The following is a 14,028-nucleotide window of genomic DNA, read 5'->3' on the forward strand; positions in this document are numbered from 1 at the left end:
TATAAATAGCGTAGTGCAGCCAGCTGTAACTACAGCTTAAGCCCAAATTTCTCCGCATTATCCTGGGCAGTTTCATAGCCTGCATCCGCGTGGCGGAAAATACCCATAGCCGGATCATTATAAAGTACGCGACTCAGGCAACGGTCAGCACGTTCTGTACCATCAGCCAGGATCACCATACCTGCGTGCTGTGAGTAACCTATCCCTACACCACCACCATGGTGGAAAGACACCCAGGTTGCGCCACCCGCAGTATTCGACATCAGGTTAAGCAATGGCCAGTCAGAAACAGCATCAGAGCCATCCAGCATGCCTTCGGTTTCACGATATGGGGAGGCCACAGAACCGCAGTCCAGGTGATCACGACCTATTACGATAGGTGCTTTCACTTTGCCATCGCGAACTAATTTATTAAACATGAGGCCGGCTTTCTCACGCTCACCCATACCCAACCAGCAAATGCGGCACGGCAATCCCTGGAAGGCAACTTTCTCCTCGGCTTCATTCAGCCACTTGATCATGTGCTCGTTTTCCGGGAACAGTTCCTTTAAAGCAGCATCGGTCACTTTAATGTCTTCAGGGTCTCCTGACAAAGCGGCCCATCGGAAAGGACCCTTGCCCTCACAGAAAAGCGGGCGCATGTACTCCGGCACAAAGCCAGGTATGTTAAAGGCATCTTTTTCACCTCCCTGCATCGCAAACTCCCGCAGGTTATTACCATAGTCGAATGTGCGACTGCCACGGCGCTTCAGCTCCAGCATAAAGCCTACGTGTCGGGCCATACTTTTCAGGGAAAGGGCTTTATATGCCTGCGGATCTTTCTCACGCAGTACTTTTGCCTCATCCAGCGTTAGTCCATTAGGCACATAACCATTTATAGGGTCGTGTGCAGAGGTCTGGTCTGTCAGGATCTCGGGAGTGATATTATCCTGGATCAACTTTTCCAGCACATCACCTATATCCCCTACAAGGCCAACGGACACAGCTTCACCTTTTTCCTTTGCTTCCAGCACCCATGCTTTTGCCTCTTCATAATTATGGGTCATTTTATCAATGTACCGCGACTCCAGCCTCTTTTTAATGCGTTCCGGGTCCACGTCTACACCCAGGAAGGTTGCCCCCGCAATGGTGGCAGCCAAAGGCTGAGCGCCTCCCATGCCACCAAGTCCGCCGGTTACCAGTAGCTTGTGGCGCAGGTCGCCATTAAAGTGTATCCTGCCGCAGGCGGCAAAGGTCTCGTATGTTCCCTGAAGGATGCCTTGTGTACCAATATAGATCCAGCTGCCGGCTGTCATTTGCCCGTACATCATCAGGCCTCGCGCACGAAGCTCGTTAAAGTGTTCCCAGGTAGCCCAATGCGGCACAAGGTTACTGTTTGCGATCAATACACGCGGAGCTTCGGCATGCGTGCGTACCTTTCCTACGGGCTTACCCGACTGAACCAATAAACTTTCATCCTCTTCCAGGTTCAACAACACTTCTATTATTTTCTGTGCGTCTGCCACCGTACGGGCGGCCTGGCCGATACCTCCATAAACGACCAGCCTGCTAGGATCTTCTGCCACTTCATCGGTTAGGTTATTGAGGAACATGCGCAGTGCGGCTTCGGTTTGCCAGTTTTTGGCATTTAACTGAATCCCTGTAGGAGGAATATAAGTCGGATGATTTGCGTACTTCTGTATAAACTCTGAAACAGATAAACCAGATCTATTCTCTGTAGCTGTAGCTGATGACATATTCATAGTTGTTATTAGCGTATAGTATCTGTTCAATATTCTGAAAAAAATTGCAAAAAGGACAGGAAAATCATGCTTAATTTAGCCTGTACTACTTCTACACAAACGAAAATTTAAAAGATCCGACCATGTTTCATATCCCCCTGACTTCCCTGCGTGAACACTTCGGCGAGATTGACATTTATCTTTTTGATCAACTGCTGAAAGGCCGTGTTACAAAAGGAATGAAACTCCTGGATGCCGGTTGCGGGAATGGCCGAAACATCAAATACCTGATGCAGTCAGGGGTAAAAGTATACGGAGCAGATGCCTCAGCTGAAGCTATTGCGCAGGTTAAACAAATGGCTGCAGCGCTTGCCCCAACCCTTCCGTCCACGAACTTTGTTATCGCAGATCTGGCTTCTCTCCCATTTCCGGATCAGACTTTTGATTTTGTTGCCTGCAGCGCTGTCCTTCATTTTGCAAGAAATATTGATCATTTCAATAATATGATTCAGGAGCTGTGGCGGGTTTTAGATGACGGAGGAACCTTATTTTGCCGGTTCAGCACAACTATAGGCATGGAGGGCAAGTTGCATTTATTAGGTGACGGGCACTATCAGATGCCCCATGGCCCCAGCTGGTTTCTGGCCAACGAAGAGATGATCCAGAAACTGGAGCAAACTTTAAACGCAGAACGCCTGGAGCCTCTCAAAACGGTGTTGGTAGAACAGGAAAGAAGTATGACAACCTGGGTTTTAAGAAAGTAAAAGCCACCTCATTGATCAGGACCATCCGTTTCTGGCATTAAAGCCGAAATAAGTGGTCCTGATCAATGAGGTGGCTCTTTAACAAAGTCAAGTACTTTAATATCTTATTTCAGGCTGGCCATATCTATCACAAACCTGTATTTCACGTCGCCTTTCAGCATCCTTTCATAGGCTTCGTTAATGTAATCTATCGGAATCACTTCCACATCAGACATGATATTATTTTCCCCGCAGTAGTCCAGCATTTCCTGAGTTTCGGCAATACCTCCGATCAGTGAACCTACCAGGCGGCGGCGTTTGAAGAGCAGATTGGCTGCAATTACTTCAGCTGGCGCAGGAGGCGCACCCAACAGGATCATGGTACCATCCCGCTTCAGCAGTGTTAAATAATTATTGTAATTATGCGGTGCTGATACCGTGTCGATGATGAAGTCAAAAGAGTCGGCCATTTCCTTCATCATCTCATCGTCTTTTGTGTTCTTGAAATTGTGCGCTCCAAGCTCGCGTGCATCCTTCTCTTTTTCCGGAGAGGTACTCAGCACCGTCACATCTGCCCCCATGGATACAGCCAGCTTTACTGCCATGTGGCCCAACCCTCCGAGCCCAACAACACCTACCCGATGCCCCTCGCCTATTCCCCATTCTTTCATTGGAGAATACGTAGTGATGCCTGCACACAGCAGTGGCGCCACCCGCGCAAGGTCTAGGTTCTCAGGCACTTTCAATGTATACTTCTCATCAACAATTATCTGATCCGAGTAGCCTCCCTGTGTTACCGTTTTTCCATCTTTCTCTACACCGGAATAGGTCATTACCAGGTGGTTCTCACAATATTGCTCCAGGCCCTCGTTACAACTTTGGCAATGACGACAGGAATCCACGAAGCAGCCAACACCAGCCAGGTCACCTTCCTTGAACTTTTTCACTTCACTCCCAACTTTTGTAATACGCCCAACAATTTCATGCCCTGGTACCATCGGGTAAATTGCACCACCCCATTCGTTGCGCACCTGGTGAAGGTCTGAATGGCAAACACCACAGAATAGTACCTCGATCTGTACGTCATGCTCGCCTACTTCACGGCGCTCAAAGTTAAATGGTCCCAGGGGTGTAGTTGCATCCTGAGCTGCATAGCCTTTTGTTTGTATCATAACTTGTTATATATAGTTTAAAAAATTAGCAACAAACACCTTAAGCAAATGTTACTGCGTTAGTTTCATTTGATTTTTCCTTTATAGAAGTTGGCAGGAATACCGCGCACACCTGGCTTTACTGAGAACAGGTTTCCGCTTAAAGGGTAAGCTTTTTGCTTTTCTTCACTTAGCCACTCTTTAGCTGATGTGATATACAAAATGTCCAGCTTATCCCCTCCAAATGCACAGGAGGTTACATTACAGGCGGGCACTTCAACTTTTTGAAGCAATTTGCCGGTTACAGGATCGTATTTACCTACAGCACCGGCACCGTGCAAAGCTACCCACAGATTACCATCAGCGTCTATTGTCATTCCGTCAGGTATTCCTTCTTCCTGCGGTATACTTATAACAACTTTACCATGGCTAATCCCGCCAGTTTCATCGTTGTATTCATAAGCCCGGATTTCATGGGTGGGGGTATCGGTAAAATACATGGTGCATTTGTCCGGCGACCAGATAATACCATTTGAAATGGTGAGGTTCTTCAGCACTTCCTCTATACTGCCGTCCAGGTTCAATCTGTACAGTTTGGCAGCGCCTTTACGGGTATCCAATGCCATCGTACCTACCCAAAACCGACCTGCCGGATCGCATTTCCCATCGTTAAATCGTATATCGCTTTCCTGGATAGGGTTGAGTATAAATTTCAGGTCACCGGTTTCCGTATCTATCTCATAAATGCCATCCTGTAAGGCCACTAAGGCGCCGCCACCCTCCAGTGGCACTACCGTGCCGATCCGTTGTCCTACATCCAGAGCCCTGTCTTTACCTGTAACCGGATCATAGATATGAAGCTGTTTTCCTTCGATATCTACCCAATACAGTACCTTTTGAATTGGGTGCCACAAAGCTCCTTCACCCAGCCTGGCATGTACACTTAGTTCAAGTTTGGCCCGGAGTGTATGTTCGTGCTGTATAGTCAAAATAATAAAGGGACTAAGAAGTATTGCAGAATAAATTCAACCTCCTGCAATGGGCAAATGCAGCAGTAAACTACATATGCCATTGCTTCATCCTGACAGCCTATTTCTTATTTAAAGAAAGTACATATTCTGCCATCTCCCGCGCTTGTTCCTGGCTTAGGTCTGGATGAGGTGTCATAGGTACCTGGCCCCAAACGCCGGAACCGCCGCTAATAATTTTGCCGGCCAGATAGTCGATGTTCTTATCATTCATTTCATACTTTTTCGCTACATCCATGTAAGCCGGTCCTACCAGCTTTTCATTTTCACGGTGGCAAGACAGGCAGTCTGACATCGCGATCAGTTTTTTCCCTTGCGCATAATCTCCTTCCTCCACTTTTGCGACAGCTGTTGTATCCGTCATTTCATTAACACCTTCATCAGCCCCGATCTTTGTCTGAGCCACAGGTCCATCATCAGCTTCAGTAGCAGCAACCTCGCGGTCTTTGTCGTAGTACTCCTCATACTCCGATTCATTGTTACCTCCACAAGAGGCTAAAAAAGCGCAAAAAATAACGAGAAACAGGATTCTTTTCATGTTTGAAATGTGTTTAAGTCCGAGCTACTCTATACGGGAAGATTAGTTTTGGGTGTTATACTTTATCAGCAGATGCCTACCCCGGCATGATGGGAAATGGAATAAATTCTTATCTTACAAGATAAACCGACACCTATCTTAACTAATGAAAATACCCTCCCGCAAAATTCTGTGGCTACTCCTGCTACTTCCGTTGCTTACAGCTAGCCTGGCCATGGCACAAAAACTCCCTTCTATTGCCGCTAAAACAGCCGGCATGAAAAAGTACCCCGGCTATTTTACTTTTTACTATGACGATGAAACCGGCAAGATCTGGTTTGAGATAGACAAACTGAACCAGGAATTCCTTTATGTCAATTCTCTGCCATCGGGCCTGGGATCTAATGATATTGGACTGGACCGTGGGCAATTAGGCAGTAACAAGGTCGTTTACTTCAATAAGCAAGGGCCAAAAGTTATGCTGGTACAGCCTAACCTGGCTTACCGCGCCACAACAGTTAACCCGAATGAAAAACGTGCCGTGGAAGAATCTTTCGCGCAGTCTATACTCTGGGGTTTTAAAGCTGAAGCAACAGAAGGGAATAAAGTACTTGTAGATGCCACAGATTTCCTGCTTCGTGATGCCCATGATGTGACGGGCAGTATAAAGCGTAGCAAACAGGGTAATTACAGGCTGGATGCCACACGCTCTGCATTATACCTGCCCCGCACCAGGAACTTCCCCCGGAATACCGAATTTGAAGCTACGCTAACTTTTACCGGCGGTGAAGATGCCGGTCGTTTTGTGCGTGAAGTGGCACCGGATGTACAGGCGCTTACCCTACGCCAGCACCACTCCTTCATTCAACTACCTGACAATAACTACCAGCCCCGTGAAATGGATCCGCGTGCAGGTTACTTTGGCATCTCTTACCTGGATTACGCCACCCCTGTAGGCCAGGAAATAGACAAACGTTTTATAGCACGGCACAGGCTGCAAAAGCAGAACCCTGCAGCTAAAGTTTCTGAGGCTGTAAAACCAATTGTTTATTACGTTGATAACGGGGCACCGGAACCCATCCGTTCTGCACTTGTTGAAGGCGCAAGCTGGTGGAACCAGGCTTTTGAAGCCGCAGGTTACAAAAATGCTTTCCGGGTTGAGGTATTACCAGACAGCGCTGACCCAATGGATGTACGCTATAACATTATTCAGTGGGTGCACCGCAGTACCCGCGGCTGGTCTTACGGGGCTTCGGTAACGGACCCACGTACCGGCGAGATCATCAAAGGGCATGTGTCGCTGGGATCGCTGCGAGTGCGCCAGGATTATATGATCGCTGAGGGGCTTCTAGCTCCATATGAAGATGGAAAGCCGGTAAATGAGGCCATGATGGACATGTCGCTGGCTCGTATCCGGCAGTTAGCAGCCCATGAAACCGGCCATACGCTTGGTATTATGCACAACTATGCCGCTAATAATAATGCATCTGTAATGGATTACCCGCACCCGAAAGTAAAACTGGACAGAACTGGCCACATCGACCTCAGCGATGCCTATAGTACCGGTATCGGCGCCTGGGATAAAGTGGCTATAGCTTATGGATACCAGGATTTCCCGACTGGTACGAATAAAGAAAAAGCACTAGATGAAATATTGGCTAAAGGCAGAGCAGATGGCCTTCTGTTCATCTCTGACAGGGATGCACGCTCTCCGGGAGGTGCACACCCCGTGGCGCACCTCTGGGATAATGGCACTAACGCTACCGACGAACTGCTGCATGTGCTGCGCGTGCGGGAAAAAGCTCTGGAAAATTTCTCGGAGAACAATATTAAACCAGGTGAGGCCATGAGCATGCTGGAGGATGTGCTCGTTCCGATCTACAACTACCACCGCTACCAGACAGAGGCCGCTGCCAAACTGATAGGTGGCGTGAACTATACGTATGCCGTGCGCGGTGATAAGCAATTGGTGACGGAAATAGTAAGCAAACAAGAACAACAAAAGGCACTGGATGCGCTTCTGAAAACAATTTCTCCGGAAGTACTTACCTTACCTGAACACATCATCAAACTTATCCCACCTCGTCCCCCCGGTTTACCAAACAGTCGTGAGCTTTTTGAAAAGCGCACCGGCTTAACCTTCGACCCACTAGCTGCTGCTGAAGCCTCTGCCGACTTCACACTTTCGTTTTTGCTATACCCTGAGCGTGCTTCACGTTTAGTTGAACTGGCCGCCCGTGGCAATAATCTCAGCTTACTTGATGTAACTGAGCAGCTAGTTAACAGCACCTGGAAAAGCAGACGAAAAGATGGATTGGAGCAGCAAGTACAGTTGCAGACTGAACAACTTGTTTTAACACACCTATTAGCACTGGCTCATAACGAAAATGCTTCTTATCAAGCCCGTGCCGTAGCAACGGCTGCGGTTAAAGACCTTAAATCATACATCGAAAAAAGACTCCGCACTAACCGTGAGGGAACTTACCACGCTCACTTAACTTTTGCGCTGGAAAGGCTAAATAATCCTGATCCTGAAGCAATCAAACCGAGTCGCGCATTAGACCTTCCTCCTGGGTCGCCGATTGGCAGTGGTGAGATTATCGGGTGTGAGTAGAGGATAATTAAAACCTACCTCATGCCAGCAGCAGCTATCCAATAGCAGGTGCTGGTATGAGGTAGGTATATACAATGTTACTTTCAGATCCATCCTTCAAAAGTCAAAACCCAAAAACTCCTGAACATCAATCTCATCCAGGTAGGGCTCTAAAACAGCTACCGCACTAGCAGATTTTTTAAACGTGCTGATCACCTGGGCATCCTTTCCAGTCCAAAGCTCCACAAATTGTCCGTTCAAAGTATAAAGGGTTACTTCCCAGCCGTTATACTTCCGCTGGGCGAGTATTATTCCATCCTTCGCTAAAGATTCAGTTTGACTCCGGAACGGGAGTCGCTCAAACATCGAGTATTCCAACATACTTTATTTTATCTATAACCCGCTATACTGTAAGTGTGCACCTTACCCAAAAGTTTCACTTCAGTATACTGCATGTATGTTTAAGATTATTTTTAACCTTTTTTTCTATATAACCGGTTCGTAAGTACCACTTCAACACAATAAAATAAACTTATCAGTGCAATTCGCGTGATAGCTATAGCCCCTGACTATAGAATTGCATAATGGATGAAAATGGTGATATAATAAAAGTAGTAGTTTTTGACCTTAACCTTACCTTTTACAAGAAAAGCTCGAAGGAGGAATTCTTCAAGTTTTTACTCACAAAAGAGCCAAGCCGCATTCATTACATCTTTCAAATGATGTATTTCAAACTGCTCAAGAAAGTTAATTGGATAAGAAAAACTGAATTCAAAGAGAACTTCTTTAATTACCTGGATCACCTGCGACCTGATCAGGTAAACGCATACGCTACTGAATACTGGAAGCAAGAATATCCTGACAATTTTAACCTGGAACTCAAGCAACGATTTGACAAACTTAAGGAAGAAGGGGCACAGCTATATTGCGCAACCGGGGGCCTGGAGTTATATGTTAAGCCACTGTTTGACCTTTATCCGATCAATGGCTTTGCCGGAACAGTTGTAAAGTATGAAGATGGCACTTACAAGGTGGTTGGGAAAGCATGCAAAGATGAGGAGAAATTACAACGCATTGCAGCTTACTTTAAAGGGAAGCCTTACAAAATTATAGAAGCCTATTCCGATAGCAAAGAAGCCATACTTGACAAAGCCGATAAAGCCTACCTGATTAAGGATAACAAGATCACACCCTACAAAAAATAACCAGTCTCCCTTCTCAACTTTACTGTAGCCTTTGCACTGTACCTGGGCTAAAGCTTGATCTATTTCTGTTGTTCCAGAATTCATTTATCCCATCACTCGGTTTTGCTTTATTTTATTTTATTCAAAATAAAAATAATCACACATCCCATACAACCTTTCAATCACCTTCTGCATCTATGCTACATCAGATCAAAAAACAAAACCTATGAAAATCAATTACATTACCATTACCCAATGCATCATTGCTTTTTTCAGCATACTGGTAATTAATAATCCAGTTTACGCACAGTCCGGCAATGAAAATTCAATCTATTCGCATGAAGTAGCACCTGGTAGGATAAGTAAAATCAAAACGAAAACAATTGGCTCCAGAGATGGGAAGTATGATCTTTCGTGGTTGGATAAAGCAATTAAAACAAAAAAAGTACTGATGCTGGGTGAGAATCACTGGATGTCGGCAATCAGCGACATGGAGCAGGATATAGTTTTCTATGCTAACGAAAAGGGTAGCTTTCCGGTACTGGTTCTTGAGAACTCTTACTCCAGCTCTGGCTATATCAATGCTTATATTAACTGCCCTTCCGGTACCGACTGCTCCTCTTACCTCGAGATACTAAAACCAGTTATTACATCTAAAGAGTCTGTCAGGCTGTTGAACCGTTTAAGAGAGTGGAACGTCGCGCACCCCGACAAAAAGATCACGGTGGCCTGTACAGATGTTGAACAGGATCTAGCCAACACCCTGCATACAGTTGTGGTGCCTTACTTTAAAGAGTTAGGAGATAAAAAGTTATTTGCCATGATCAACAAGGAGAAACGTTTTACTGATGAAATTGTAGCCTACATGGATTCTACTATTCAGCATTCTCCAGCTCCAACTAAAGTGAAAGACAAGACTTTTCTGAACAAGCAGTTTTTACAGAATGTGATGATAAATTTCAGAATCAGGTACGATGCGTCCTCTTCTACAGAGGGTCAGGGACTTGAAGCTTTCGAAAAAGCATTTTTTCCGGCAAGACTGGAGCGTATCAAAAGATATATAAGTGACGATGCTGTTTTTGGAAAGTTAATAAAAGAGAACAACAGCATATTTATCGGAGGCGCCAGCCATGCCAGAATTTATGTATCCGGGATTGACGATGAAGAAGCGATGAACTGGGAAGGCTGGTACCTTACAAATGAATTTGCAGCAACAAAAGGCCAGGTATATTCAATCAAGCTGTACAATATCAGCTATGATATTCCAGCCGCTTACTTTAATCAGGAATTTGACACAGATAATGCAGGTTTAAACTATATGGTTGCAGGTTATAAAGACGTATTTCCTGGAGGAGGAGAAAAAGGCTACAAAATAATTGATGGTCTTACGGATGTAACTGCTGCACTCATACCATACTTCAAAAAGAACAACGACCAACCTGTACGCCTCCAGGGGAATGCACAAATGAAAAAGCTGTTGGCAAAATCTCCTGTGTTAAAGGAAGATCGAAACCTGAAGGAGTTCTATGGCCATGATGTTGTAGTTGTTTTTCCGAAGGCTACGCTCTTCGATATGCTATAGCAGGTTGCTGATCAAAGTATAGCATAACAAGAACTGAAACAAAAAAGCCCGCTTACACTTATGTAAGCGGGCTTTTTTGTTTTTACTTAATCCTAAGCTTTCGGCACCTGGCTTAAGTTAACATAGAAGTTATCATCTACCTGCAATTTTGTATAAGGCTTAATGTTTTTGAGCTCCTGCCATTTGGTTGTAGGTTCCAACCATTGTTCTTTCCCATTCAGGTATACTCTAACAGGCATATCAAAATTAGCAACTGCATTTGTCCAACGGTATTGCAACTTATTACCAGTCATTAGTTTATACTCCAGCTTCGGAATTCTTATGTCGCGCAAGTATTGGTCGAAAACAGGGTTCAGGTTACGGCCTACCTGCTGGCTTAGGTAGTCCTCAATTTGTTTCGTTGTAACAGTCTGGTGATAGAACTCTTTGTTTAGTCCACGCAAAATGCTCCGCCATTTTTCATCGTTGTTTACGATCTGGCGCAGGTTATGCAGCATGTTGGCGCCTTTAGGATACATGTCGCCGGAACCCTGGTTGTTCACATCATACTTGCCAATAATTGGCGTATCATTTTGTATGATCTTTCGGAGACCTATGATGTATTCGTTCGCAGCGGTTGTACCGTAATGATAGTCCAGAAAGAGCGACTCTGAATAATTGGTGAAGCTCTCGTGGATCCACATATCAGCGATATCCTTGTAGGTAATATTATTTGCAAACCACTCGTGCCCGGACTCATGCACAATAATAAAATCGAATTTTTTCCCCCATCCGGTTCCACTCAGGTCACTGCCACGGTAACCATTCTGGTATCCGTTGCCATACGTAACAGAACTCTGATGCTCCATGCCCAGGTAGGGGACTTCAACCAGCTTATAACCATCCTCATAAAAAGGGTATGGCCCAAACCAGTATTCAAATGCTTCCAGCATCTGGTTTACCTGTTTAAACTGTTTTTTAGCCTTCTCCAGATTTACAGGAAGCACATAATAATTCAGATCCAGCTCCCCTTTCTCCCCTTTATACTTATCTGAAAAGTGAACATAGTCTGCTATATTCACATTCACGCCATAATTATTGATAGGATTAGCGACGAACCAACTGAAAGTTTTGCTGCCATCTGCATGCTCCTGCACTTTTTCCAGACGACCATTGCTCACATCTGTTAATCCCTTCGGAACACGTACACTGATGCGCATACTATCCGGTTCATCGTACATATGATCTTTGCAGGGCCACCATAGGCTGGCACCATCGCCCTGGCAGGAAGTGGCTACAAAAGGATTGCCTTTAGAATCGCGCTGCCAGGTCATGCCGCCACTCCAGGGAGGGTTCTTACTGACCTGCGGTTTGCCACTATAAAAAACTTTTATCTCCTTCTCCTCTCCTATTTTTTGGGGCTCCTGCAGCTGCACATACCAGGCATTGCCCTCCTGCTCCACCTTCAGTTCTTTATCATTTTGTGTAACCCGCTCAATACGCATAGGCGACTGCAGATCTACCTGCATACGCTGTTCTGGTTTCAGCACCTTATACCGGATTGTGTTGCTGCCCTGCAGGCTGCTGTCCTGCGGGTTTACCTTGATATTTAGATCGTAGAAGGTAAGGTCCCACCAGGCTCGTTCAGGAGTGATGCTGCCGCGGATGGTATCCTGGTGTGTAAATTCTTGTGCCTGAGCTGCAGTAGTACCCAAATTAAGTATGCCGGCTAGTGCAAGAGCGCCAAACAGGTGACGTTTTTTCATCTGTAGTTTTATAAGTGGTCTGATACGAAACATCCTGCTTAAAGAATTAATTCTAAAGCAGGATGCCGATTCTAAAGTAATGATTCTGTATGATGAAGACAATAGGCGTCCCTCAGGTTTCCCTGTATCCCATCATTTATCTTACTCTGGTTGTATCATTTCTTTGTATTCCGGATTACGTTTAATGTATGCTTCTACCACGGGGCAGGAAGGAATAATTCTGTAGTTATTAGATTTGGCAAACTCTAAACCCTGACGTACCAGCTCGTCTGCAATTCCCTGACCACGATCACTTTCGGGCACGAAGGTATAATCAAAGTCCATTACTTCAGTTTCGGGATAGGTATAAGTAAGTTCTGCTTCGTTGCTTCCGATCAACATATAGAAGCGCAGGTCTTCTTCGTCGTGTATGATTTGTTTGTTCATGAGCTATATAGGTTTTCTTGCCTCTAAACGGTAATTACCTTTGGATGTTTGCTTATGTCCTTGGCCTTGCACGCTCGTACTGAGGTGGCCACTGATGCTCATCGCCTAATTCCAGTGCTGCATGCATTGCAAAATAAGGATCACGGAGCAGTTCCCGGGCCAGCAATACAATATCTGCCTGGCCGTTTACCAGGATCTCTTCCGCCTGCCAGGCTTCTGTAATTAGCCCAACAGTACCTGTAAGCACATTCGCCTGCTGCCTTACCTGTTGTGCAAACGGAACCTGGTATCCGGGCCCTACCGGGATATTAGCAGCTGGTACATTGCCTCCTGTAGAGCAATCGATCAGATCGACGCCACGTTTCTTTAGTTCCAGTGCAAGTGCCACAGAATCATCTACAGTCCAGCCTCCCTCCGTCCAGTCGGTTGCAGATATTCTCACAAAAAGCGGGTATTCTTCAGGCCATACTTCGCGTACCCGCTCCGTTACCTCTATCAATAATCGGATTCGGTTTTCGAATGAACCCCCATACGCGTCGGTTCGGTGGTTACTGAGCGGAGAGTAGAACTCGTGCAGCAGGTAACCATGGGCTGCATGGAGTTCGATCACTTTAAAGCCTGCCTTTATACTTCTTTTTGCGGCAGCAACAAAGGCGTTGATAACATCCTGAATTTCATCTATACTAAGCTCATGCGGAACAGGGTCGCCTTTCTGAAACGGCAGGGCACTGGGTGCTACAGTTTGCCAGCCGTGTTCGTCTTGTGGTTTGATGGCTCCGCCCCCGTCCCAGGGCCGGTGATGACTTGCCTTTCTGCCAGCATGTGCCAGTTGAATGCCCGGTACTGATCCTTGTTCTGAAATGAAGCTGGTAATCCGTTGGAGGCCTTCGATATGCTCATTATTCCATAGACCAAGATCATGCGGCGTAATTCTTCCTTCCGGAACAACAGCTGTGGCTTCGGCAAGTACTAAAGCGGCGCCACCCACAGCACGGCTACCCAGGTGCACCAGGTGCCAGTCAGTAGAAAAGCCGTCCACACTGCTGTACATACACATCGGCGAAACCACGATTCTGTTCTTAAGTTTTATGCCACGGATAAGCAGCGGCGAGAAGAGTTTAGACATACGGATGAGCTATAATTTATTTTCAACCTAAGGTAACATATACTGCTGTAAAAAGCTTAGAGTTAAAGTAAAAGTCAGAAACGAATTGCTCGTATAAAATTTGGTTCTACAGCATCATCCTTCACAAAGCAGATCATGCCAGCATTTGTACGCACGTTTACTTCTTCTCCTTTCCTTATCAGTTAAAAGTAAAAAGCTAGTTTTAGCGCAAA

At 45.7% G+C, this 14,028-nt stretch carries 12 protein-coding genes; 4 read left to right on the forward strand and 8 right to left on the reverse strand.

The annotated features are described in order from the left end of the window. Nucleotides 1-29: 29 nt before the first annotated feature. Complete coding sequence (gene hutU, locus ACSX1A_RS08775) at nt 30-1,742, reverse strand: urocanate hydratase (protein WP_439883253.1); 1,713 nt, start codon at nt 1,740-1,742, stop codon at nt 30-32. 122 nt (nt 1,743-1,864) lie between these two features. Between hutU and ACSX1A_RS08780 the strand changes: the two genes are divergently transcribed. Further along, complete coding sequence (locus ACSX1A_RS08780; protein ID WP_439883254.1) at nt 1,865-2,485, forward strand: class I SAM-dependent methyltransferase; 621 nt, start codon at nt 1,865-1,867, stop codon at nt 2,483-2,485. 104 nt (nt 2,486-2,589) lie between these two features. Here ACSX1A_RS08780 and ACSX1A_RS08785 read toward each other — a convergent pair whose 3' ends face one another. From ACSX1A_RS08785 to ACSX1A_RS08795, 3 genes are all read right to left on the reverse strand, one after another. Then, entirely contained in the window at nt 2,590-3,636 is a 1,047-nt protein-coding gene (locus ACSX1A_RS08785) for an NAD(P)-dependent alcohol dehydrogenase (RefSeq protein ID WP_439883255.1), read from the reverse strand. Between the two features lie 65 nt (nt 3,637-3,701). Beyond that, nucleotides 3,702-4,604, reverse strand: a complete 903-nt coding sequence (locus tag ACSX1A_RS08790; RefSeq protein ID WP_439883256.1) for an SMP-30/gluconolactonase/LRE family protein — start codon at nt 4,602-4,604, stop codon at nt 3,702-3,704. A 100-nt stretch (nt 4,605-4,704) separates the two neighbouring features. Beyond that, nucleotides 4,705-5,181: a c-type cytochrome gene (locus ACSX1A_RS08795; protein WP_439883257.1), complete on the reverse strand. Its 477-nt coding sequence runs from the start codon at nt 5,179-5,181 to the stop codon at nt 4,705-4,707. 145 nt (nt 5,182-5,326) lie between these two features. On the opposite strand from ACSX1A_RS08795, the gene ACSX1A_RS08800 reads away from it, so the two are divergent. Continuing rightward, the gene (locus tag ACSX1A_RS08800) at nt 5,327-7,774 is read left to right on the forward strand and encodes a zinc-dependent metalloprotease (RefSeq protein WP_439883258.1); all 2,448 of its coding nucleotides are present in this window, start codon (nt 5,327-5,329) and stop codon (nt 7,772-7,774) included. Nucleotides 7,775-7,870: 96 nt separating this feature from the next. Here ACSX1A_RS08800 and ACSX1A_RS08805 read toward each other — a convergent pair whose 3' ends face one another. Further along, nucleotides 7,871-8,134 (reverse strand): hypothetical protein, encoded by a 264-nt coding sequence (locus ACSX1A_RS08805; protein WP_439883259.1) that lies wholly within the window; start codon nt 8,132-8,134, stop codon nt 7,871-7,873. A gap of 203 nt (nt 8,135-8,337) precedes the next feature. Between ACSX1A_RS08805 and ACSX1A_RS08810 the strand changes: the two genes are divergently transcribed. Together ACSX1A_RS08810 and ACSX1A_RS08815 are read left to right on the forward strand one after the other, a co-directional pair. Then, entirely contained in the window at nt 8,338-8,958 is a 621-nt protein-coding gene (locus tag ACSX1A_RS08810; RefSeq protein WP_439883260.1) for an HAD family hydrolase, read from the forward strand. Nucleotides 8,959-9,163: 205 nt separating this feature from the next. Next, entirely contained in the window at nt 9,164-10,519 is a 1,356-nt protein-coding gene (locus ACSX1A_RS08815; RefSeq protein ID WP_439883261.1) for a hypothetical protein, read from the forward strand. 92 nt (nt 10,520-10,611) lie between these two features. On the opposite strand, the gene ACSX1A_RS08820 is transcribed toward ACSX1A_RS08815, so the two are convergent. From ACSX1A_RS08820 to namA, 3 genes are all read right to left on the reverse strand, one after another. Further along, entirely contained in the window at nt 10,612-12,264 is a 1,653-nt protein-coding gene (locus ACSX1A_RS08820; RefSeq protein WP_439883262.1) for a M1 family metallopeptidase, read from the reverse strand. Nucleotides 12,265-12,405: 141 nt separating this feature from the next. After that, nucleotides 12,406-12,690: a GNAT family N-acetyltransferase gene (locus ACSX1A_RS08825; RefSeq protein ID WP_439883263.1), complete on the reverse strand. Its 285-nt coding sequence runs from the start codon at nt 12,688-12,690 to the stop codon at nt 12,406-12,408. Nucleotides 12,691-12,742: 52 nt separating this feature from the next. Further along, nucleotides 12,743-13,816 (reverse strand): NADPH dehydrogenase NamA, encoded by a 1,074-nt coding sequence (gene namA / locus ACSX1A_RS08830; protein WP_439883264.1) that lies wholly within the window; start codon nt 13,814-13,816, stop codon nt 12,743-12,745. Nucleotides 13,817-14,028: the final 212 nt, after the last annotated feature.

It is taken from the genome of Pontibacter sp. MBLB2868 (assembly GCF_051904785.1).
Classification (GTDB): domain Bacteria; phylum Bacteroidota; class Bacteroidia; order Cytophagales; family Hymenobacteraceae; genus Pontibacter.